A 19,029-nucleotide genomic window follows, 5' to 3' on the forward strand; every position below is an offset into this window, starting at 1 on the left:
TCCAGCGAAACAACGCCGCGCGGGCGGCTATCCGCGCATTGCCGCTATTCGCGCAGCAGAATGGCGGCGAAGAAACCGTCGGTTCCGGTGGAGAGCGGGCTGGCGCGGAAGAACTCCGCCAGGCCCGGCGGCGGCTCGCCCTTGGCCGATTCGCGCCAGGCGGCGTCGGCGCGCAGACGCTTGAACCCCGCATTGCGCTTGAGAAAGGTCGCAACCCGATCCTCGTTCTCGCGCGGCAGGATCGAGCAGGTGGCATAGACCAGGCGGCCGCCCGGCTTCACATGTCCGGCGGCCTGGGCCAGCAAGCGGTCCTGCAGCGGCACGAGATCGGCGAGCCGTTCGGGCGTGGTGCGCCAGCGCAGCTCCGGCTGGCGCCGCCAGGTGCCGCTGCCGCTGCACGGCGTGTCGAGCAGAACAGTGTCGAACAGGCCTTCGAGCGGCGCCCGCTCGTCGAGCAGATGGGTCTTGATGTTGGTCGCGCCGGCACGTTTGGCACGGATCGCAAGCTCCTGCAGCGCCGGCTGGCGGATGTCGCAGGCGACGATCTCGCCCTGGTTACGCATGGCGGCGGCGAGCGCCAGCGTCTTGCCGCCAGCACCGGCCGCAAGATCGAGGATGCGCTGGTCCGGCCGCGCGCGGCAGAGCAGCGCCGCGATCTGCGCCGCCTCGTCCTGGAATTCGAAGGCGCCGCTCTCGAACATCGCCGAGCGGCCGAGCTGCGCCGTGCCCTCGCCTGCCGCGATGCGGATGCCGTGCGGCGCCCAGGGCGTGGCCGTGGCGGCGAAGCCCTGCGCGATCAGCGCCTCCAGCACCTCGCCGCGCTCGCGCCGGATGGTGTTGACCCGCAGATCGACCGGCGCGCGTTCTTGCAGTGCCACCATCTCGCGCAGGATCGCATCGCCGAAGACGCGCGTCAGCTCGGGTTCGAGGAAGGCGGGGAATTCACCGAGCACGTGAAGCGGCGCATCGCCCCGCGGCGTGCGCAGGCGCTTCTGCTCGTCCTCGCTCAGCGCCGCGGGCGCATAGGCCTGGCCGGTGAACAGAAGGTCCGGGTCGTCGCCATCCTGCGCGACCGAGGCGAGCACCAGCGCGCGCGGCGTGTCGTCCCGCATCGTCCAGGCGAGCGTGCCGCGATGGCGCTGGATGTCGAAGATGCGCTGCGCGATGGCGGCGCGGTCCTTGGATCCTGCGAAGCGCCGCGCGCGGAACCAGTCCTTCAGCAGGCGGTCCGCCGGCTGATCGGATATCTCCATCGTTTCGAGGATGTCGATGGCCATCTGCAGGCGCGCGGCGGGGGTCATGGCGCGCTATATAGAGAGCCCCGCGCAGCGAGTCGAACGATGCCGCCCGCCCTCTCCAAGACCAGCCGCGTCGCCGTGATCGGCGCCGGATTCGCGGGGATCGAGGTGGCGCGGGCGCTCGGCGCCGCCGGCATCGCGGTCACGCTGATCGACCGGCAGAACCATCACCTGTTCCAGCCCCTGCTCTACCAGGTCGCGACGGCCGCGCTCTCGCCCGCCGACATCGCCGAACCGATCCGCAAAATGCTGCGCAAGCATCCGAGCGTCGAGGTCGTGCTCGGCGAGATGACCGGCATCGACAAGGCGGCGCGCGCCGTGATCCTCGCGGACGGCACGCGCTATCCCTACGACGTCCTGGTGGTCGCCAGCGGCGCGACGCATTCCTATTTCGGCCATGACGAATGGTCCCGCTTCGCGCCGGGCCTCAAATCCATCGAGGACGCGCGCGCCATCCGTTCGCGCCTGCTGCTCGCTTTCGAAAAAGCGGAGATGAGCCGCGATCCCGCCGAGCAGAAACGGTTGATGACCATCGCGGTGATCGGCGGCGGCCCGACCGGCGTCGAGCTCGCCGGCTCCATCGCCGAGCTGGCGCGCTACACCCTGGCCAAGGATTTCCACCGCATCCGCGCCGAGACCGCGACCGTGCTGCTGCTCGAAGCCGGCCCCCGCATCCTCGCTGCCTTTCCCGACACGCTGGCGCACTATGCGCAGAGGAAGCTGGCCACCATCGGCGTCACGCTGCGCACCGGCGCCGCGGTGGAGCGCATCACCGCGCATGCCGTGACCGTGAAGGGCGAGGACATCCCGGTCGGCTTGGCGATCTGGGCGGCGGGTGTCACGGCCTCGCCGCTCGGCGCGATGCTGGGCGTACCCACCGACCGCGTCGGCCGCGTGAGCGTGAACCGCGATCTGTCGGTGCCGGGTCTCGACGACACTTACGTCCTCGGCGACCTCGCGCTCGCGCCCGATGAACACGGCAAGCCGCTGCCCGGCTTGGCGCAGGTCGCCAAGCAGGAGGGCGCCTATCTCGGTCAGGCGCTGGCAAGGAAATTGACAGCCGGCACGGCGCCGGCGCCCTTCACCTTCCACAACCGCGGCAACACCGCGATCATCGGCCGTCACGCCGCGGTGTTCGATTTCGGCTGGTGGCAGCTCAAGGGCTGGTTCGCCTGGAGCTTCTGGGCGTTGATCCACGTCTACCTGCTGGTCGGCTTCCAGCACCGCCTGCTGGTGGCCATCCAATGGCTCTGGCGCTACGTGACCTATGAGCGAGGCTCGCGGCTGATCGCGGAGCAAGGGGAGCAGCGGTGAACAACCTCCCCCCGTAACCACGGGGGAGGAAAAAGAGAGCTCTACTGCCCGCCCGGGTAGTTCGGCGCCTCGCGCGTCACGATGATGTCGTGGACATGGCTCTCGCGCAGGCCGGAGCCGGTGATGCGGACGAACTCGGCGCGCTTGTGGAAGTCGGCGATGGTGGCGCAGCCGGTGTAGCCCATCGCGGCGCGCAGACCCCCGACGATCTGGTGCACCACGTTCGAGACCGGTCCCTTGTACGGCACCTGGCCCTCGACGCCTTCGGGCACCAGCTTGAGCTGATCCGAGACCTCGGCCTGGAAATAGCGGTCGGCCGAGCCGCGCGCCATCGCGCCCATGCTGCCCATGCCGCGATAGCCCTTGTAGGAGCGGCCCTGGTGCAGGAAGACCTCGCCCGGCGCCTCTTCCGTTCCGGCCAGCAGCGAACCGACCATGCCGACGTCGGCGCCGGCCGCGATCGCCTTGGCGAGATCGCCGGAATATTTGATGCCGCCATCGGCGATCACCGGGATCCCCGCCTTGCGCGCCGCCTCGACCGCATCCATCACCGCGGTGAGCTGCGGCACGCCGACGCCGGCCACGATGCGGGTGGTGCAGATCGAGCCCGGGCCGATGCCGACCTTCACGCAATCGGCACCCGCCTCGATCAGCGCCCGTGCGCCGTCCGCCGTCGCGACATTGCCGGCAGCAACCTGGATGTAGTTCGAGCGCTTCTTGATGCGGGTGATCGCATCCAGCACGCCGCGCGAATGGCCATGCGCGGTGTCGACCACGATGACGTCGCATTCGGCGTCGACCAGCGCCTGGGCGCGGGCATAGCCGTCATCGCCCACGCCGGTCGCGGCGGCGACGCGCAGGCGGCCGCGCTCGTCCTTGCAGGCGTGGGGGAATTTCTGCGCCTTCTCGATGTCCTTGACCGTGATCAGCCCGACGCAGCGATAGGCGTCGTCGACCACCAGGATCTTCTCGATCCGGTTCTCGTGCAGCAGGCGCTTGGCTTCGGCGGCGTTGACGCCCTCGCGCACGGTGATCAGCCGGTCCTTGGTCATCAGGTCGGAGATCGGTTGCCGCGGATCGGTTGCGAAGCGCACGTCGCGGTTGGTCAGGATGCCGACCAGCCGGCCGGTGCCGTTGCCGTTGGCGCCCTGCACCACCGGGATGCCCGATATGCGGTGACGCTCCATCAGGCCGAGCGCGTCGGCCAGCGTCGCGTCGGGCGCGATGGTGACGGGGTTCACCACCATGCCGCTCTCGAACCGCTTCACGCGGCGGACCTGCTCGGCCTGCTCGTCGATCTTGAGGTTCTTGTGGATGACGCCCATGCCGCCGGCCTGGGCCATGGCGATCGCCAGCGCCGCTTCGGTGACCGTGTCCATCGCGGCGGAAATCAGCGGGATTCCCAGCTCGACCGTCTTGGTCAGCCGGGTTCGCGTATCAACTTGGGCAGGGAGGACTTCGGAGGCGGCAGGCACCAGGAGAACATCGTCGAAGGTCAGGGCTTCGCGGATGACCATGTGCGGCGCGCTCCATCTCTTTGGAGCGCCGAGCGTTTACCAGTGCCGGGGCGATTCGGCAAGTGTCTTCAAAAACGCCGGAATCAACCCTTTTTGTAACATTAACGTCGCGCCGGCATGGGAACCGTTCGCTAGAATGGTCGTTTCAAGGGGCGGCGGGCATGGTATGCCCTTCGCCCTTACGAAGGGCTATTCCACAGAAACGAGATAGGAGACTACCCAACATGCAGAACAAATTTCGCCTGATGATGGGCGCGGCGCTCGTCGCCGGCGCACTGGGTTTCGCCGGCGCGGCCGACGCAGCCCCGCACGGCGTCAAGGTCGGCACGCTGACCTGCAACGTCGCCAGCGGCTGGGGTTTCGTGTTCGGTTCGTCCAAGGACCTGCACTGCACCTTCCGCGGCAATCGCAGCCATGGCGAGCACTACACCGGCTCGATCTCCAAGTTCGGCGTCGACATCGGCTACACCGAAGGCGGCGTCCTGGTCTGGGGCGTGTTCGCTCCGTCGTCCGACATCCGTCCGGGCGCGCTTGAAGGCGACTACGGCGGAGTCTCGGCGTCCGCCACCGTCGGCGTCGGCCTCGGTGCCAACGTGCTGATCGGCGGTCTCGACAAGTCGATCGCGCTTCAGCCGCTCAGCGTCGAAGGCAACAAGGGCCTGAACGTGGCGGCCGGCGTCGGCGCGATCTCGCTGCACTCCGCGCCGTAAGCACGGCGTCAACGACATGACGGAAGCCCCGCTGGCGACAGCGGGGCTTTTGTTTTGTGCGGGGAGAGACGATCCGCCTTACGCGGCGGGCTTGGCCTTCTTGCGCGTCTTGGGCGCGGGCGGCGGCGCGTTGGCGCTCTCGATCTTGTCGGTCTCTTCCTTCGCGAGCCGCAACGCCCGCAGCTTGGCGGTGCGCGCGTCGAGTGCGGCGCGTTCGCCGTCCACGATCTGCTTCACCAGCGCGGTGCGCATGTCGGCGACTTCGAAATGCGATTGGGCCCTGCGGCGCGCGCCTTCGCGGTCGCGCGGCGGCGGGCTGACGGGTTCGGCCATATGCCCGATTCCTTCCTGTTCTTGAAACGGCTCGCGGCCGGCGACATGCGCCGCCGGCCGCGAGACCGGAATCAAAGCGCCTTCAGGTTGGCGGCCTTGCTGCCACGCGCGTCGGGCTGGATGTCGAACGACACCTTCTGCCCTTCGGCGAGGCTGCGCAGCCCGGCCTGCTCGACGGCCGTGGCGTGGACGAACACGTCCTTGCCGCCGCCCTCAGGCGAGATGAAACCGAAACCCTTGGAGGTATTGAAGAACTTCACGGTACCGATGGTCATTTCATTTTCCTAAAACATCGGGTTCCGCCCGCGCGACATGCGCGAGCGGACGTGGAAAAGAATTCGATCGGCTGGCGGAGAAATCCGTTTGGTTCGGCGCGCAGCGAAGCGTGTCGTAACAGTAGGAGCGCTTCGTCTGGCAGACATCAGAACCACGTAGCGCTTATATACGCGTTTCGGAGCGTGATTACAACATCCGCGCCGGACCGCCGCGCCGGGCGGCGTCAGGCGCCGTTAACCGGAACGCCGCGCCACCGCTACCGCGCGCCGCGAAAGCCGGTCGCCACGAGATAGAGCTCGACCGATTCGGCACGGCTCGCGGGCGGCTTGACGTGCTTGACGCTGGCGAAGGACGTCTTCAGCCGCTGCAGCAGCGCGTTCTCCGTCCCGCCGCGGAACGCCTTGCCGACGAATACGCCGCCCGGCTTCAGCGTCGCCTCCGCCATGTCGACCGCCGCTTCCAGCAGCGCGGTGGTGCGCAGGTGATCGGTCGCGCGATGGCCGGTGGTCGGCGCCGCCATGTCGGTGAGCACGACATCGGCCGGCCCGCCCAGCGCGTCGATCAGCAGATCCGGCGTCTCCCGATCGAGCATGTCGAGCTTAAGCACGATCACGCGGTCGAGCGGCGCCATCTCGAGGATGTCCATCGCGACGACGCGGCCGCTCTCGCCGACGCGCTGCGCCGCGACCTGGCTCCAGCCGCCGGGCGCCGCGCCGAGGTCGAGGACGCGGGCGCCCGGCTTGAAGAAGCGGTATTTGTCGTCGAGCTCGACGATCTTGAACGCGGCGCGGCTGCGGAAGCCCTTGCTCTTCGCGGCATGGACATAAGGATCGTTGAGCTGGCGCTCCAGCCAGCGCTTGGAGGAGACCGTGCGCTCCTTGCGGTTCTTGATCTTGGCGCGCACCTGGCCGCGCCCGGAATAGGGCGGCTGTACCTTGGTCATGTCCGGCCCATCAATTCGCGCAGCATGCCCTCGCGCAGGCCGCGGTCGGCGACGCGCAGCTGCGCACAGGGCCACAGCGACGCGATGGCGGCGAAGATCGCGCAGCCCGGCACGATGAGATCGGCGCGGTCGGCGCCGACGCAGCCGATGGCGGCGCGCTGTTCGAGGGTCATGTCCACGAGGCGGTCTATAACGCCGCCGATATCGGCGCAACGATGCCAGCTCGCATCGACCTTGCCGCGGTCGTAGCGCGGCAGGCCGAGCGCGACGGCCGCCAGCGTCGTCACCGTGCCCGAGGTGCCGAGCAGGTGGTGCCGCGCCGGATCGAACGCGCCGTGCCTGGCGAACGCGTCCTTCACGGCGGCGAAGCGCTCGCGCATCGCGGCGCACATCCGGGCGAAGCCGGCGCGGTCGAGCGGCCCGCCGGTCCAGCCCTCGGACAGCGTGACGACGCCGGCGGGCTGCGAGATCGCGGCGATGGCGCGCGGCACGGCCCCCGCGCCGTCGCGCCGCATCCAGATCACCTCGGTCGAGCCGCCGCCGATGTCGAACACCAGCGCGCCGTCCGCCTGCGGATCGATCAGCGGGGCGCAGCCCACGGCGGCGAGCCGCGCCTCCTCGTCGGCGGCGATGATCTCCAGCGCGATGCCGGTCTCGGCGCGCGCCCGCGCCACCAGCACGTCGGCGTTGCCGGCGCGGCGGCAGGCCTCGGTGGCGACGGCGCGCAAGCGCTTCACCTTGCGGTTGCGCAAATGCTCGGCGCATATCTTGAGCGCGCCGACGGTGCGCTCGATCGCGACCTCCGAGAGCATGCCGCTCTGTGCCAGGCCTTCGCCAAGCCGCACGATGCGCGAGAAGGAATCGACGATGCGCAGCTCGCCATTGCGGGTCGATTTGGCGATCAGCAGGCGGCAATTGTTGGTCCCGAGGTCGAGCGCGGCGACCAGCGGCGGCGGCTTGCGCGCCCTGCCGCCGCGGCTGCGTCCGGCGCCGCGCTGTGTCTCCTCCGGCAAGCGACCCCCCTGAATCGGCCCCGCATCCCGGGTGAACCGTGCGCGATGCTAGCACGCGCGGCGCGGCGGGAAATTCGGAACTCCGGCGGCAGGCGGGGAAGGCCGCCCGGCGCGATCGGCGGCGGGCGCCGCGGTGAGGTGTTGATCGCCGGCCGGCACGGCCGGGCGACGTCGCGGACGCTCGCCTCCCCCCCGCGCCGGGACATGCGCGCCGGACGGCCGGATTTGGGTCTGGGCGGAGAAGCGGCGCCCGGGGCGACATCCTTGCAACCGCCGGACCGGTCCGCTAAACGGACCGCCTTGCGCCGTTGGGGGATCGTCTAACGGTAGGTTTTCTGTAAGCCGTTGATCCGGCACATGCGCGTCAGACTTTTCCTGTTCTGTTCGCGCTTTTAGAAGCCCCCGTTTTACTGCACGCCGTGAAAAAGTCTGACACCGCGCAGGATCCTCGCGGCGCGTTAAGCGACGCTATTTGGGTGCGCGCTTTTCGGGGGCGATCTTCCAATGGACGCCCTCCATCGTCTGCAATAGCCCCTGCACCTCGCCGAGCGTCGCATCGGTTTCTCCCAGCCAGATGGTCCAATCCTCGTAGCGCAGAAACGCCGGCATCCGGTCCATCTGCGGATCGGTCGAAACTATCAGCGCGTTCGCGGGCACGGTGCATTGGATGAACGCGCGCAGCAACTCGCCGCTGCCAGCGATCGGGAACGCGTCCCACAGTACGGCAAAACCAAGCGGCGCGTCGTCGCCGGGATCGATCTCAAACTGTTCGGTCTCCTTCACCGTTGCCGGCGCGGTCGGCTTGTTCTTCGGCGGACGAAGAATATCGCGCGCCTCGTTGAAGGTGCGCACCACGACGATGCCGCGCTGGCCAGCTGCAAACTGATCGCGAAATGTCGGCAGCTTATGCAGCGTTTCGGAGCGGCAGTGGAATAGGCCTATCGCGTGAGGGTCGCGACCCTTCGGCCATCCCCACCGCATCATGACGCTGATCCGTTCCTGGTTCTCCTGGTCGAACACGATGACCGACGCCGGCCGGCCGACACGATAGTGAGCGACGTGATCGTTGCCGCCGCCCTCCGATGTCCTGGTGAATGCGCGCGAGAAGTCGACCACGGCCGCCCAGCTCGCCATCGCTGTGAACTTCCCGCACATCGATCCGCCTACTCGCTTTCCTTCACGACCTTGAAGTCGCGCATGCTGTCTCGAACCACGCGGGCATGGTGCACGATCACGAAACGCGTCCTGGCACGATCGGCTTGCGCCAGGTCGAACGCTGCGTTGGCGATTGCCGGTGAGATGCAGAGCGTCACCGTCGCGACATAGTCGTCGTCGCGCGTCCGTTCCTCCACCTGGAAGTTGAAGTCGGCCGGCGTTCCCGATGGGCGCGGCACGTCGACGGCGAATTGTCGTTTCGCGCGGACGATGACGGCCCATGCCGCCGGCGTCGGCGCCCACCACGGGAACACGGCCGCGATGCTCTGCTCGCATCTTCGGCAATAGAGGCCGCCCACGATCATGCCGAAGGGCAATCCCTGCACGTCGACGGCGATCTGCCGCGCCCGGAGACAGCGGCTCCGGCCGCAGCTCATGCAGTGGATGTAGACGCGCTCGTCCTCGCGCGCCGCTTCGGCGACGCTCCAGGCCTTTTTGCCCGTCAATTTCCTGTGGATATCAGGCATTTGCAGACCCGTACAACGCCGCGTCGCCACCCACGGGAGCCGGCATTCTAGGAATACGGTCCATACCGAGTCTAGGGCCTCCAAACTGCGCCGGCCGACCAAAAACCGCCGAAAAATTCGGCGCCCCCTTGAAACTCGCCGGGTCATGTCCTAAATTTAGGACATACCGGATGGGCGTTGGGCCCGCCGAAGTGGGCAGGAGGCCCGAGTGATAAAGACATTCAAGGACAAAGGACTGAAAGAGCTTTTCGAGCGCGGCCGCACGTCGCGCATCGCGACGCGCTTCCATGATCGCTGCCGCGAGATTTTGGACGTGATCAACCGGGCGGCGCACACAAACCAGATGAATCTGCCCGGCTACGTGCTGCATCCGATGCACCAATTCGATCCGATCCGCTGGACGATCCGCGTCACCGCGCAATGGCGCATCACTTTTGAATTTAGAGATGGAGACGCCTACCGTGTCGACTTCGAACAATACCACTAAGGTGGCGAACATGACCGACTACAAAGCAGGCCCGCGCAAGCGGGCACCCACCCACCCCGGAGCCGTGTTGCTGTCCGCCATCGAAGGCGCGTGCGTCACGGTCGCCAAGGCTGCGGCGGCGATGGGCACCTCGCCCAACAAGCTGCGGGAGATCATCGGCGGCGGCACTGTCACGCCGGACCTGGCGCTGCGCTTCGGCCGCTATTTCGGCAACGGGCCGGAACTCTGGCTGAACATGCAAGCCGACGTCGACCTGTGGACCGCGCGCACCGCATTGGGCGCAAAGCTGCGCAAGATCAAGCCGCTCAAGAAGGCGGCATGATCATGATGATCGATATCTTCGACGGGATCGAGATCAATCGCGGGGTCCCCATCGCGGAAGCATTTCCCGACGAGGGAGATCGCACATGGGCGCGGGAGACGCTCGTTCGCAACGGCCCGACGTTCGTCGGCGGTGGCGCATCACCGCTGTTCTATATCTCGGAGACCGATGAAAATTAATTGCACGGCCGCCCTTGAATATCGGGCGGACGTGTCCTAAATTTAGGACATACCGGATGGGCAATGGGCCCGCCGAAGTGGGCAGGAGGCCCGAACGATGCCGAAACAATTTCCGACCGTCACCAACCGCAAGCGCGCGAGCACCGCGAACGGCGCACTACGCAAGTTCCAGATGCTCGCAGGCATGAAGAGCGGTGCGCAGACCCAAGCCGAGATCCTGACGGACTTTCTCGGGAACGTCCGCCATTGGTGCGATCTCAACGACGTCGACTACGCGGCCTGCGACCGCAACGCCTACCTCCATTACACGGAAGAGAAGGCGGAGGGTTGAGCGATGAACAAGCAATCCAAGGCTGTCGCGCTGGCCTGCCCCAATTGTGGGTCTTTCCATATCACACGCGACGCCACGGCCGCGTGGAGCGCCGCTGAGCAGTGTTGGGATATCGCCGGAACGCAGGACTGCATGACCTGTCAGGCCTGCGGGCGCGAGTTCTACGAGGCTGCCGAGCGCACCGTGAATGCAACCCTGTTCAATTGCTGCGCCGAGAGCGCCGAGCCAGACTGGGCGCTCTACGACGCTCTTGAGGTCAATTGCTGCCGCGACGACGGCGGGGCCACGTCGACGTGCTGCCTGCACGAGGCCGATTTCTTCACCGTCTACGGCCGTCTCAAGGCCGGTGGCGTGGAAGCAATCACCGATTGCTCGACGCGGACGCTGGCGCTCGTTATCGCGCTCGTCTTGTCAGAGCACGTCGACATGGCACCACCCGTCGTGGACTATTGCAGAGACCAGAACTAAGGAGAACCCAATGGCGTTGACGCCCGAACAGCAAAAGATCGTCGACGCTGTAATCGAGCGCGCGGAGCAGGCTTGCCGCTACGCGCTCAAGCACCAGAACTTCGAGGCCGATGATGATTCTGGATACCAGACCGGCTGGGAGGTCTCTGCCAACGTCTGTGAGGGTGCGATCCGCGACCACGTGATGAAGCACATCGAACAAGACATCAAGAATCAATGAGCGGCATCATGAAACCGCTGACCTACTTCGAACTCTCCCGCGATCTGGAACCGGGATCGCGCGTCGTGTTTGCGAGGCGATCCCTTCCAAGGCCTCGAAGTGACGGAGGGAACGACATGCACGGTGATCGACAACGGGCTGAACGAGCTGGGCTGCTCGCTCAGCCTGAAGCCCGACGTCGCCGGCGACGAGGTCGAGATCGGCGGCCATCTGGATCCTGGCGCTGACGGCACCAAGGACGAGGCGTGGCAGGCTCCCTCGCCCCTTGCTATCTTGCCCGCCAAGACGCCTGATTTGGTCAAGGACAGCACATGAAGCGGGATGGAGCCACCCTAACGAAGATCGGCGAAGCCGCCTGGGGGCCGAGTTGGCAGACGCCAATGGCCGCTGCTCTGGGCGTGTCCGACCGCACCGTCCGGCGATGGGCGTCTGCTGGCGATGTCCCCGATGGGGTTTGGGCCGATCTAGCCGCGATCTGTAAGGCTCGGGGCGGCGCCCTGCTGGATTTGGCGCAGAAGATCGTCGCATAGCCCCCGGCCGAGCGAAACACCATCAATTGAGGGAGTTTCGGAAAGCAAATAGCCCCGCCCGGCTTTCGCCAGGCGGGGCGCTCTGCGTTGGTGCGCTGTGCCCGGTCAGGTCGCGGCCAGCACGCGTTCCTCGAACGTGATGTCGTAGATCGCATTCGGCTTGAACTGCTCGAACGCCGCGGGATTGCTGACGTTGAGATAGACTTCGCCCGACGGTGTTGCCTGCGAGAAGCTGTAGTTCGGATCGGCCGGATCGGACGAATAGACCGGCGACAGATAGATACTCTTCGATCCGATTGTGGCTCCGCCGTCGAAGCTGTGTTCTTTGACCGCATGACAACGCATGCGCGCGATGACGCTCATACCGCTCTTCCTTCTTGTTGGATGGTCCTGGACGCCGGACCGAGTGCGGCAGCGTGGAATGTTTATTGTCAGAGCCAGGGCTTGATCAGCTATTACGAAGCGGGCACGGCATATTGCGTGTTGAATCCGCGCTAGTGAACTGGGAATGCTCGTGCCGCGAGGAACCCGACCAGACCCGTCAGCGCGGCGATTACGCTCGCCGGCATCTTGCCGATGCGATCGTTCATCGCCTTCTCCAGCGCCTTGATGCGCTCGTCCATGGCGTTCTGAAGAGCCGCCACGGCACCCTCCACCCGCGCCTGTCCGTCCCTGGATTGCGTCCACCGCTCTGTGCAGACGTCCTCGTGAGCTTCTCCTCTTGCCATGGCTTGCTTGGCAAGGTCGCGCGCTTCCTGGTCGATCATATCCCCATCGCCGTGTAAGAGCCTGCTGGTCGAACGCTTTACCTGTTCACGCTGTCGATCATGGCCGATCTCGTCGGCAACGGTCTCTGTCATCTCTTCGCGTCCCTTTGCCGGACAACAGCGGGCGCTCGACCGCCCGCTGTGTGCATCACGCTTCGGTGCTCGCCTCGAGCGCCGCGACGTCCGCGTCGGTCTTGGTATCCAGCGCTGCCCATTGCTCCGGCGTCGGATCGGGCGTGCTGGCCGCGAGGGCCTGCATCTGGGCGATGTAGTCGGCCGCGTCCTGCGAGCCCGCCGCAGCCGCTTGGGCGACCGAGACGATCTTGTCGAGGGTGACGCCGGCGACCTGTGCCCCGGGCTCGACGGTGCTGACCGCCGAAGCGATCGCGCTTGCGATCTGCACGGCCTTGTTGATGTCGGTGATGATGGTCTGAACGTCCATGTCGGACTCCTGGATGATGAGGTTTCGAGAGATGCGCGCGGGCTATGAGCCGGTAGGCACCCCGAGCTTCGCGAGCGCCGCCGCGAAATCGAGATTGGCGGCATTGAGCGACGCGATCAGCGTGGCCGTCGCGGCGTTGGTGCCGCTCTCAGCCGCTGCACGCGCCGACTTGTTGATGGCCTGCGCTTTCACCACGGCATCATGGATGGTCGCCTTTTGCGCCGCCGTCGCGAGGCCGGTGTCGACATAGTGCCGCGCCTGGCGGACCAGATAGTCGAAGGTCAGCTCGGCACCGAACACGGTCTTGGCTTGACCCGGCACCGGCGTGTTGGCCACCGCCGATACGCCGATGCTGCCGAGGGTGTTCACGACCTCGGCCGTCGAACAGGCCGAAAGGCCGAGCACGCCGGCCAGCATCAATCCGGCGAGAAAGACCGGTGCAATCCTTCCCGCGGCGGCGATGCCCAGATCGGAGCTCGGCGCCGTGCCGGTCGCTTTCGACAGCGCATGGCCGAGAGAACCGAAGCCCGCGAGGCTGAGAACGCTCCAAACCGTGTCCGGGATCGTGATCCCGAACGCCGGCGCGGACGCGGACAACGCGAGAACGAGGGCCGTCGCGTAGCTCTTCCAGCCCGATCCGGCGCCGACCTTCGACAGATCGACGCGATAGGCCGTGATGCCGAGCGCGCTGGCGGCCGGCAGAAGGACGGGCAGGAACCATGATGGGAGCGGATGGCCGGCGATGTTTGGCCAAAGCATCTGCAGCGCGACGATCAGCGCCGACGCCGCCGTCACGAAATAGAGTTTGTATTTGGCGATGAAGTCCATGGTGGTGTCTCCGGGTTGAGATGCGGGACCGCCGCATCGGAGAGCCCGTCCCGCCATACCCGCCACGCGCAGCGCGACAGGCGCCGACCCGGAGGGGCAGCGGACGGGACAGGCTCACCGATGTGGCGAAGGGTGCGCGGCTTTGACCGGCCGCGCGATCGGCTTTCTGTCGGTGTGTTGGCTAACCGGTCGCGCGCGCCGCGACGGCATCGCGGATCTCGGGCCAGTCGTTGGTGTCGCCGTCATTGGCGCGGAGAAGCACGCCGGTGTTGATGGCGCTGATATTTTCCTTCGAGCCGTCGGGACGGCGGCCGAAGATGCTCTGCACCGATACGTTGCAGTAATCCTCGGCCGAGGACAGATCGGTGATGATCACCGGAATCAGAACGACGTCGCCCTTGCTCAGCGGGCGGGACTTGGCGTCATGCATGTCATACTCCTCGTGAAGCGTGCATTGGTTGGAACCCAGGCCAGCTGCACGACGCCGGCCAGGCGAGCGGATTGAATTCAGTGGTTGATTCAGTGCCCGTCGTCGGACCAATGCGGCGGGTCACTGGGCAGCTTATGGACGCCGAAACTCGCGCCGATCGGCCACAGATCCTGCTGCGTCGCCGCGCGCCGCGGCACGCCGTTTCCGTCCTGGACGAGCAGCGTTTCGGGCCAGTGGATCGTCATATCGACGGCACGCCTTTGCGTGTGCCGGCTGACGAGCGCGGCCGGATAGGCGATTCCATAGCCGGCGACCATCTCGCGCGCCCTCTGGAACGCGAGCGCATCCTGACCTCCGCAAGTCCAGTCGATCGGCACCCCGGCCATCGCCGGCGCCACGGCCGGTGCGATCTGCCGATGGATGCCATCCGTGTCCCGGTAGCCTGCGACCAGGCAGGCGTAGTGCATGAGGTAAGCGCGCTCGGCCGGGCGGTAGGTCGCGCTGACAGTAACGAAGGCGCCAGCCGCCTTGAGCGCCGCGATAAACGCCTTCGCCCGGTCCCGGAACGGCTCGACCAGGTCATCGAGAGACGTGCTGGTCGGAAAGCGCGCGCACCATTGCGCGCCGCTGGGTTCGGTCATCGGCGATCTCCAGAGGCGGGGCTACAGCCCGAGGTCGGCCTTGATCAGCGCGAGCAGCGGGGCCGCCATCGCGGCATAGCCGGTGTGGTTCGGATGCGGCTGGTCGAACATCAGCGAGAGCGAGGGCTGGACCTGTCCGTTGCCGTTGATCGAGCCGTAGAGCACGCCGGCGAAGTCGACAGCGTGATATCCGCCGCCCTTGGCGCCGCGCATGATCGCGAGGTTGTCGGCGACCCGGCGATAATCGGACTGCTGGTAGTCGTACCAGATGGTGCCTGGTGTCGTGAGGGCGCCGTACGGTCCCCATGTCGAAAGGATGGGCACGATCCCCGCCGCACGCATCGCGGCCACGGCGGCCAGCCGATTCGTGCGGAACGCGGTGATATGCGCGTCCGTCAGAGTGACCGTGCCGGTGCCGGTGTCGTTGCCGGTGCCGCTGCAATAGACGCAATAGTCGGCGGGAAGGCCGGCCGCGATGAAATCCTGGATCCTCGCGAGGAACGAAGCCGAAGGACTGCCGCTCCACCCGATATTGGAGAGCTCTGCCACGGCGCCGTGCATCACGGCATTCAGGCCGTCGACGATGGGCATGCCGTAGGCGTCGCCGACGACGGTGTCATGGACGCCTTCGGTGATGCTGTCGCCGTTGATGAGCACGTTCACGACGGCGCCCGTGGCCGCGACGTATTGCAGGCCCAGGATCGGTGAGTTGAGCTGGTTGGTCGTGCTGGTGAAATTGCCGATCGTCGTGACGCAATCGCCATTATTGAACCGCATCCCAAAGGCGTGGTTGTCGGTGCGGTTCGCGAGTGGGTCGGCATAGCCGGCCGGCAGCGCCAGGATGCTGATGTTCGCGGCCGTGCTGACATAGGCCCGCGCGATCGCGACGCCGCCGGGGTGTCCATCGGTGCGCACGGCCGAGGCAAGGCTGATCCAATCTGAGAACTGCCAGCTCGTCCGAAATGTCCCGAAGGCCGCCGGAACGGCAAGTGTGGCATTGCCGCCGAAGGTCACGGCCGTCCAGGTCGCGGAATTGTTGTTGTCCGTCGGATTGGTATCCGCGCGCGTGCTGATGGCCGCCTTCGAGATCGTGAAGGCCTGACTGCCCGGACATCCGATGATCAACCGGACCGCGGTGAAAGGCGCGACGGTTTCCATGACGTTTTGGAACGTCTTCGGCGTCCCATTCGCGAAGGACGCGCCGAAGACACCCAGGATCCGGGTGCCGATGTTCGCCCCAGCCGGCGGCGCAGTTGGCTTTGCGACATTCTTCTGGGCGAGATAGTGCGCGCCGCCCTGCAGCGTCCAGGCCCAGCGATCCGTCGACAGGATCGCGACGAAGGTGCCCGGGCTCGAGCTGATCCAGCCACGGCGATGGACCGGCAGGCCGGTTCCTGCGCCGGCCGCAGCCGAGCCCCATCCCATCTGCGTGGGCGTGTTGGATGCGTCGTAGGACAGAGCGATGATGTAATAGGTCGTGCCCGCCTGCGACAGGCCGGCTTTGGGGAACATGACCGGGCATATCTGCCCAGCCGCCCCCGGGACCAATCCCAGATCCGTAACCGATACGGTGACCGTGTCCAGCTTCGCGTCGGCCTTCTGGATCGGCAGGCTGTCGATCGTGCTGTCGGTCGTGATCCGCGAGTATAGCGCGAAGGTCACGTGGTCGGTGCCGATAGCCACCGCAATCGGGCATTGCCAGGCCGCGAGAGAGACGCCGGCCGGAATATCCTTGCCGCTGCCGCATTCGACTGTCGGCACCGCGCCGTACACGCCGATCCCCGGGAAATAGTAGGACGCGACCGGCAGGCTCGCACCGGCGAAGGTGCTGGCGCTCTGCGGCAAGGCCGCGGCAGCGGTGGTGGCGGCGTTGTTCGCCAGCTGCTGCGCACCGGGGCCCAGCGTCCAGGCCCAGCGGTCCGTCGTGTTGATCGCGACCCAGGTGCCGGCGTCATTCCGGAGCCAGCCGCGGCGGTGCGCGCCAAGGCCGGTGCCCGATCCAGGGGTTGCCGTTCCGAACCCCATCTCGACGACGGCATTCGAGACGTCGAAGGCCTGGGCGACGACATAATAGGTGTGAGTCGCATCGGCCAAGGGCGCGAGCGGGAACTGCACCTGGCAGGTGCGGCCGCCGGCGCCGGGCGTGATTCCAAGCGCAGCGACCGTAAGCGTCACGGCAGGGCAGACCAGGACGTCGGTGCCCAAGAGCGGCAGGCCGTCGATCGTGCCGCTCGCGGTGAGCCGCGAGTAGAGCGAAAACACCATGTGGGTCGCGGTGGCGTCCAGCGCCATCGGGAACGAGAAGTTCGACAGCGAAGCACCGGCCGCGATGTCGGTCCCACATTCGAACGGGATCGCAACGCCGGTTGAATTCGTACCGGTGTAGAAATAGGTCGACGTCGACAGACCGGCGCCGGCGTACATGGCGGATTGCACAATCGCCGCGTCTCCGGCGATCCGCGAATTTGTCTCCGAAGGATTGCCATTAACCTTTGCGAAGGACAGCGCGGTCGTGCCGAGCGTGATATCGGCCGCTTTTTGCTGGCACTGGTATGTCAGGCCGCCATTGGTCGATCCGCCAGGGCTTACATAGACGCTCGCGAGCCCGATCTTTCCTGCCGTATCTGCGTCCCCTGCGCGCGTCGCCGCGCTTGATGCGCCGTTCCAGATATAAATGCCACCTTCGGCAGGTATCGTCTGGTTCAGCGCGAGAAACCGATCCACGCCGCTGTTGGCGAGCGTCACACCGTCAAAGGTGCTTCCCGGCGTGGCGAGATTGACGTTGCCGGTGGCCGCGGCGAGCACCGCCCCCAAGGGTGGAACACGCCCTGCCGCCGCCACCTGGTCCGCATAACCCTTGCTCGCGGCCTCGTTGGAATTCGACGGGTCGGGAATGATCGGCGCGTCGTCGAAGATCATCACGCCGGACTTCGTCACGGCGCCCGCGATGGGGACGGCACCATCGGCGGTCCCGAGCGACGAGAGCGGGCGGAGATGATTGCCGAACCGATCGACGATTGTCGCGTCCGGCGCACTGGTCACGACAGCGAAGAGCGTGGCGACGTCGAGCTTTGCATTTTCTTGATCGGTCCGATCGATCACATCAGTCATGCGGAAGCGCTCCCGGAGGGATTGGATCAATTGTCGTGTCTTCGAAGACGTGCCGCGGCGCCTTTAAGGCGTGGTCGGATAGACGAGCATCCCCGACACGGTCACGGTGGTCATATTGGTATTTGTCTGCGCGACGCCGGCGTTGCTGTAGAAGGCGAACGTGGTCGTGTTCTTGATGGGCCGCACCGTATTGGGGCCTGCCGCGGAGCGGAACGATAGTGAGCCCCCGCCCTGCGCCGCATCGCGGTTCGCGACGGTGAGCGGAAGCCCGCCGATGACCGCCGTCGAGCCGCTGGCCGTCGACGGATAGGTCAAGGTGAAATAGGCAAAGACCATGCGGCCGACTTTCGTATAGGCGGCATCGACCGAGGTGAGCGACAGGCTCGCGCCGCTCGCGTCGGTCGGGGTCCACGTGCCTTCCGCGTAGTCAGACGAGAAATCGCTAAAAGCGAGCGTCAGGCCGGCGCCGAGCGAAAGGGAATGGCCGTTAAGCGTGACCGCGGAATTGGTCATATCCGCGTTCGCGACGCTCGCGCAGGTCGGCGCGACAGCGGCCGACAGAGATCGGATGAACCGGTTGATACAAGTGCCGCCGGCATAGTTGGAAAAGCCGCCGCTGCCGTTGCCAAGCAGCGCCGCTGTGCCGCTGGTCGCCGGCGCAAAGTCGGCGCCGGCCGCGGCGAGCCCAAAAGTGCCGGCGCCGGTCCGCTTCACGATACCGGCCGAGCTCGAGAGCGCCGCGAGCGCATCGAGATCGGCATCCCACGCCTCGACATTGGTGCCGACCGCCAGGCCCAGCGTCGTACGGGCCGTCGCCGCGTCCGCATCGTCGACCAGCGATCGGCCGAACGACGTGAACGTTGCCAGCGCCATCGCGTGCGAGCTGGTGAAGTAGGGCAGCCTGTCGCCCGCGCTCGTGAGGCCGGAAAATGCATCCAGGTCAGCGTCCCAGGCCTGCACATTGGTCCCGATGATGAGACCAAGATTTGCGCGGGCCGTAGACGCGCTGAGGATATCGGAGAGGTTGTTGGCCGATACCAGTGGGATACCACCACAGTCCTTCGCGACCACGCCGCTGCTCACGGTCGCGTTGACACACAGGCCGTGATTGATGGTGTAGGTTGCGCGCGCGGCTTCGCCCGGCACGAACAAAAGCAGAAGCGCCAATAGCACTTTACGCATGGTCG

25 protein-coding genes are annotated in these 19,029 nt (G+C 66.5%); 9 read left to right on the top strand and 16 right to left on the bottom strand.

The window, feature by feature from the left end; translation table 11 throughout:
• Nucleotides 1-44: 44 nt before the first annotated feature.
• Nucleotides 45-1,301 carry an RsmB/NOP family class I SAM-dependent RNA methyltransferase gene (locus WDM91_10730; protein MEI9995060.1) on the bottom strand — a complete coding sequence of 419 codons (1,257 nt, stop codon included), beginning with the start codon at nucleotides 1,299-1,301 and terminating at the stop codon, nucleotides 45-47.
• Between the two features lie 39 nt (nucleotides 1,302-1,340).
• Between WDM91_10730 and WDM91_10735 the strand changes: the two genes are divergently transcribed.
• A complete protein-coding gene (locus WDM91_10735; protein MEI9995061.1) occupies nucleotides 1,341-2,612 on the top strand; it encodes an NAD(P)/FAD-dependent oxidoreductase in 1,272 nt (423 codons plus the stop codon).
• Nucleotides 2,613-2,653: 41 nt separating this feature from the next.
• Here WDM91_10735 and guaB read toward each other — a convergent pair whose 3' ends face one another.
• Nucleotides 2,654-4,129 carry an IMP dehydrogenase gene (guaB, locus tag WDM91_10740; protein MEI9995062.1) on the bottom strand — a complete coding sequence of 492 codons (1,476 nt, stop codon included), beginning with the start codon at nucleotides 4,127-4,129 and terminating at the stop codon, nucleotides 2,654-2,656.
• 224 nt (nucleotides 4,130-4,353) lie between these two features.
• Here guaB and WDM91_10745 point away from each other — a divergent pair, with 224 nt between their 5' ends.
• A complete protein-coding gene (locus WDM91_10745; GenBank protein MEI9995063.1) occupies nucleotides 4,354-4,839 on the top strand; it encodes a DUF992 domain-containing protein in 486 nt (161 codons plus the stop codon).
• A 78-nt stretch (nucleotides 4,840-4,917) separates the two neighbouring features.
• On the opposite strand, the gene WDM91_10750 is transcribed toward WDM91_10745, so the two are convergent.
• The 6 genes from WDM91_10750 to WDM91_10775 form a co-directional block, all read right to left on the bottom strand.
• Complete coding sequence (locus WDM91_10750) at nucleotides 4,918-5,172, bottom strand: hypothetical protein (GenBank protein ID MEI9995064.1); 255 nt, start codon at nucleotides 5,170-5,172, stop codon at nucleotides 4,918-4,920.
• Nucleotides 5,173-5,243: 71 nt separating this feature from the next.
• Nucleotides 5,244-5,447, bottom strand: a complete 204-nt coding sequence (locus tag WDM91_10755) for a cold-shock protein (GenBank protein MEI9995065.1) — start codon at nucleotides 5,445-5,447, stop codon at nucleotides 5,244-5,246.
• 257 nt (nucleotides 5,448-5,704) lie between these two features.
• Complete coding sequence (locus WDM91_10760) at nucleotides 5,705-6,391, bottom strand: RlmE family RNA methyltransferase (GenBank protein MEI9995066.1); 687 nt, start codon at nucleotides 6,389-6,391, stop codon at nucleotides 5,705-5,707.
• On the bottom strand, nucleotides 6,388-7,404 hold the full coding sequence (locus WDM91_10765) for a Ppx/GppA phosphatase family protein (protein ID MEI9995067.1): 1,017 nt from the start codon (nucleotides 7,402-7,404) through the stop codon (nucleotides 6,388-6,390). Before WDM91_10765 ends, WDM91_10760 begins: the two co-directional genes overlap by 4 nt.
• Before the next feature lie 468 nt (nucleotides 7,405-7,872).
• Nucleotides 7,873-8,559: an SOS response-associated peptidase family protein gene (locus WDM91_10770; GenBank protein ID MEI9995068.1), complete on the bottom strand. Its 687-nt coding sequence runs from the start codon at nucleotides 8,557-8,559 to the stop codon at nucleotides 7,873-7,875.
• Nucleotides 8,560-8,567: 8 nt separating this feature from the next.
• On the bottom strand, nucleotides 8,568-9,086 hold the full coding sequence (locus WDM91_10775; GenBank protein MEI9995069.1) for a hypothetical protein: 519 nt from the start codon (nucleotides 9,084-9,086) through the stop codon (nucleotides 8,568-8,570).
• 208 nt (nucleotides 9,087-9,294) lie between these two features.
• Here WDM91_10775 and WDM91_10780 point away from each other — a divergent pair, with 208 nt between their 5' ends.
• The 7 genes from WDM91_10780 to WDM91_10810 all read left to right on the top strand — a co-directional run bounded on the left by WDM91_10780 (nucleotide 9,295) and on the right by WDM91_10810 (nucleotide 11,408).
• Nucleotides 9,295-9,573 carry a type II toxin-antitoxin system RelE/ParE family toxin gene (locus tag WDM91_10780; GenBank protein ID MEI9995070.1) on the top strand — a complete coding sequence of 93 codons (279 nt, stop codon included), beginning with the start codon at nucleotides 9,295-9,297 and terminating at the stop codon, nucleotides 9,571-9,573.
• A 10-nt stretch (nucleotides 9,574-9,583) separates the two neighbouring features.
• Nucleotides 9,584-9,895: a HigA family addiction module antitoxin gene (locus tag WDM91_10785; GenBank protein MEI9995071.1), complete on the top strand. Its 312-nt coding sequence runs from the start codon at nucleotides 9,584-9,586 to the stop codon at nucleotides 9,893-9,895.
• Nucleotides 9,892-10,074, top strand: a complete 183-nt coding sequence (locus tag WDM91_10790) for a hypothetical protein (protein ID MEI9995072.1) — start codon at nucleotides 9,892-9,894, stop codon at nucleotides 10,072-10,074. The genes WDM91_10785 and WDM91_10790 overlap by 4 nt, the downstream gene beginning before the upstream one ends.
• 97 nt (nucleotides 10,075-10,171) lie before the next feature.
• Nucleotides 10,172-10,405, top strand: coding sequence for a hypothetical protein (locus WDM91_10795; protein MEI9995073.1), 234 nt, complete (start codon nucleotides 10,172-10,174; stop codon nucleotides 10,403-10,405).
• Between the two features lie 3 nt (nucleotides 10,406-10,408).
• On the top strand, nucleotides 10,409-10,873 hold the full coding sequence (locus tag WDM91_10800) for a hypothetical protein (GenBank protein ID MEI9995074.1): 465 nt from the start codon (nucleotides 10,409-10,411) through the stop codon (nucleotides 10,871-10,873).
• A gap of 10 nt (nucleotides 10,874-10,883) precedes the next feature.
• Nucleotides 10,884-11,093, top strand: coding sequence for a hypothetical protein (locus WDM91_10805; GenBank protein ID MEI9995075.1), 210 nt, complete (start codon nucleotides 10,884-10,886; stop codon nucleotides 11,091-11,093).
• Between the two features lie 123 nt (nucleotides 11,094-11,216).
• Nucleotides 11,217-11,408 (top strand): hypothetical protein, encoded by a 192-nt coding sequence (locus tag WDM91_10810; GenBank protein ID MEI9995076.1) that lies wholly within the window; start codon nucleotides 11,217-11,219, stop codon nucleotides 11,406-11,408.
• Between the two features lie 320 nt (nucleotides 11,409-11,728).
• Here the strand turns inward: WDM91_10810 and WDM91_10815 are convergent, their stop codons facing one another.
• The 8 genes from WDM91_10815 to WDM91_10850 all read right to left on the bottom strand — a co-directional run bounded on the left by WDM91_10815 (nucleotide 11,729) and on the right by WDM91_10850 (nucleotide 19,024).
• Nucleotides 11,729-11,986 (bottom strand): hypothetical protein, encoded by a 258-nt coding sequence (locus WDM91_10815; GenBank protein MEI9995077.1) that lies wholly within the window; start codon nucleotides 11,984-11,986, stop codon nucleotides 11,729-11,731.
• A 131-nt stretch (nucleotides 11,987-12,117) separates the two neighbouring features.
• Nucleotides 12,118-12,483 (bottom strand): hypothetical protein, encoded by a 366-nt coding sequence (locus WDM91_10820; GenBank protein ID MEI9995078.1) that lies wholly within the window; start codon nucleotides 12,481-12,483, stop codon nucleotides 12,118-12,120.
• A 55-nt stretch (nucleotides 12,484-12,538) separates the two neighbouring features.
• A complete protein-coding gene (locus WDM91_10825; GenBank protein MEI9995079.1) occupies nucleotides 12,539-12,832 on the bottom strand; it encodes a hypothetical protein in 294 nt (97 codons plus the stop codon).
• A gap of 42 nt (nucleotides 12,833-12,874) precedes the next feature.
• On the bottom strand, nucleotides 12,875-13,660 hold the full coding sequence (locus WDM91_10830) for a hypothetical protein (protein ID MEI9995080.1): 786 nt from the start codon (nucleotides 13,658-13,660) through the stop codon (nucleotides 12,875-12,877).
• Between the two features lie 181 nt (nucleotides 13,661-13,841).
• Complete coding sequence (locus WDM91_10835) at nucleotides 13,842-14,090, bottom strand: hypothetical protein (GenBank protein ID MEI9995081.1); 249 nt, start codon at nucleotides 14,088-14,090, stop codon at nucleotides 13,842-13,844.
• An 89-nt stretch (nucleotides 14,091-14,179) separates the two neighbouring features.
• Nucleotides 14,180-14,731, bottom strand: coding sequence for a hypothetical protein (locus WDM91_10840; GenBank protein ID MEI9995082.1), 552 nt, complete (start codon nucleotides 14,729-14,731; stop codon nucleotides 14,180-14,182).
• Between the two features lie 21 nt (nucleotides 14,732-14,752).
• Entirely contained in the window at nucleotides 14,753-17,842 is a 3,090-nt protein-coding gene (locus WDM91_10845; protein MEI9995083.1) for a GDSL-type esterase/lipase family protein, read from the bottom strand.
• Nucleotides 17,843-17,905: 63 nt separating this feature from the next.
• Nucleotides 17,906-19,024 carry a hypothetical protein gene (locus WDM91_10850; protein MEI9995084.1) on the bottom strand — a complete coding sequence of 373 codons (1,119 nt, stop codon included), beginning with the start codon at nucleotides 19,022-19,024 and terminating at the stop codon, nucleotides 17,906-17,908.
• Nucleotides 19,025-19,029: the final 5 nt, after the last annotated feature.

It is taken from the genome of Rhizomicrobium sp. (genome assembly GCA_037200385.1).
Taxonomy (GTDB): Bacteria; Pseudomonadota; Alphaproteobacteria; order Micropepsales; family Micropepsaceae; genus Rhizomicrobium.

What these genes read in the sequence shown, in the direction of transcription:
- WDM91_10730 (MEI9995060.1), bottom strand. Translation starts at nt 1,301, where the DNA reads ATGACCCCCGCCGCGCGCCTGCAGATGGCCATCGACATCCTCGAAACG.
- WDM91_10735 (MEI9995061.1), top strand. Translation starts at nt 1,341, where the DNA reads ATGCCGCCCGCCCTCTCCAAGACCAGCCGCGTCGCCGTGATCGGCGCC.
- guaB (MEI9995062.1), bottom strand. Translation starts at nt 4,129, where the DNA reads ATGGTCATCCGCGAAGCCCTGACCTTCGACGATGTTCTCCTGGTGCCT.
- WDM91_10745 (MEI9995063.1), top strand. Translation starts at nt 4,354, where the DNA reads ATGCAGAACAAATTTCGCCTGATGATGGGCGCGGCGCTCGTCGCCGGC.
- WDM91_10750 (MEI9995064.1), bottom strand. Translation starts at nt 5,172, where the DNA reads ATGGCCGAACCCGTCAGCCCGCCGCCGCGCGACCGCGAAGGCGCGCGC.
- WDM91_10755 (MEI9995065.1), bottom strand. Translation starts at nt 5,447, where the DNA reads ATGACCATCGGTACCGTGAAGTTCTTCAATACCTCCAAGGGTTTCGGT.
- WDM91_10760 (MEI9995066.1), bottom strand. Translation starts at nt 6,391, where the DNA reads ATGACCAAGGTACAGCCGCCCTATTCCGGGCGCGGCCAGGTGCGCGCC.
- WDM91_10770 (MEI9995068.1), bottom strand. Translation starts at nt 8,559, where the DNA reads ATGTGCGGGAAGTTCACAGCGATGGCGAGCTGGGCGGCCGTGGTCGAC.
- WDM91_10775 (MEI9995069.1), bottom strand. Translation starts at nt 9,086, where the DNA reads ATGCCTGATATCCACAGGAAATTGACGGGCAAAAAGGCCTGGAGCGTC.
- WDM91_10785 (MEI9995071.1), top strand. Translation starts at nt 9,584, where the DNA reads ATGACCGACTACAAAGCAGGCCCGCGCAAGCGGGCACCCACCCACCCC.
- WDM91_10790 (MEI9995072.1), top strand. Translation starts at nt 9,892, where the DNA reads ATGATCATGATGATCGATATCTTCGACGGGATCGAGATCAATCGCGGG.
- WDM91_10795 (MEI9995073.1), top strand. Translation starts at nt 10,172, where the DNA reads ATGCCGAAACAATTTCCGACCGTCACCAACCGCAAGCGCGCGAGCACC.
- WDM91_10800 (MEI9995074.1), top strand. Translation starts at nt 10,409, where the DNA reads ATGAACAAGCAATCCAAGGCTGTCGCGCTGGCCTGCCCCAATTGTGGG.
- WDM91_10805 (MEI9995075.1), top strand. Translation starts at nt 10,884, where the DNA reads ATGGCGTTGACGCCCGAACAGCAAAAGATCGTCGACGCTGTAATCGAG.
- WDM91_10815 (MEI9995077.1), bottom strand. Translation starts at nt 11,986, where the DNA reads ATGAGCGTCATCGCGCGCATGCGTTGTCATGCGGTCAAAGAACACAGC.
- WDM91_10820 (MEI9995078.1), bottom strand. Translation starts at nt 12,483, where the DNA reads ATGACAGAGACCGTTGCCGACGAGATCGGCCATGATCGACAGCGTGAA.
- WDM91_10825 (MEI9995079.1), bottom strand. Translation starts at nt 12,832, where the DNA reads ATGGACGTTCAGACCATCATCACCGACATCAACAAGGCCGTGCAGATC.
- WDM91_10830 (MEI9995080.1), bottom strand. Translation starts at nt 13,660, where the DNA reads ATGGACTTCATCGCCAAATACAAACTCTATTTCGTGACGGCGGCGTCG.
- WDM91_10835 (MEI9995081.1), bottom strand. Translation starts at nt 14,090, where the DNA reads ATGCATGACGCCAAGTCCCGCCCGCTGAGCAAGGGCGACGTCGTTCTG.
- WDM91_10840 (MEI9995082.1), bottom strand. Translation starts at nt 14,731, where the DNA reads ATGACCGAACCCAGCGGCGCGCAATGGTGCGCGCGCTTTCCGACCAGC.
- WDM91_10845 (MEI9995083.1), bottom strand. Translation starts at nt 17,842, where the DNA reads ATGACTGATGTGATCGATCGGACCGATCAAGAAAATGCAAAGCTCGAC.
- WDM91_10850 (MEI9995084.1), bottom strand. Translation starts at nt 19,024, where the DNA reads ATGCGTAAAGTGCTATTGGCGCTTCTGCTTTTGTTCGTGCCGGGCGAA.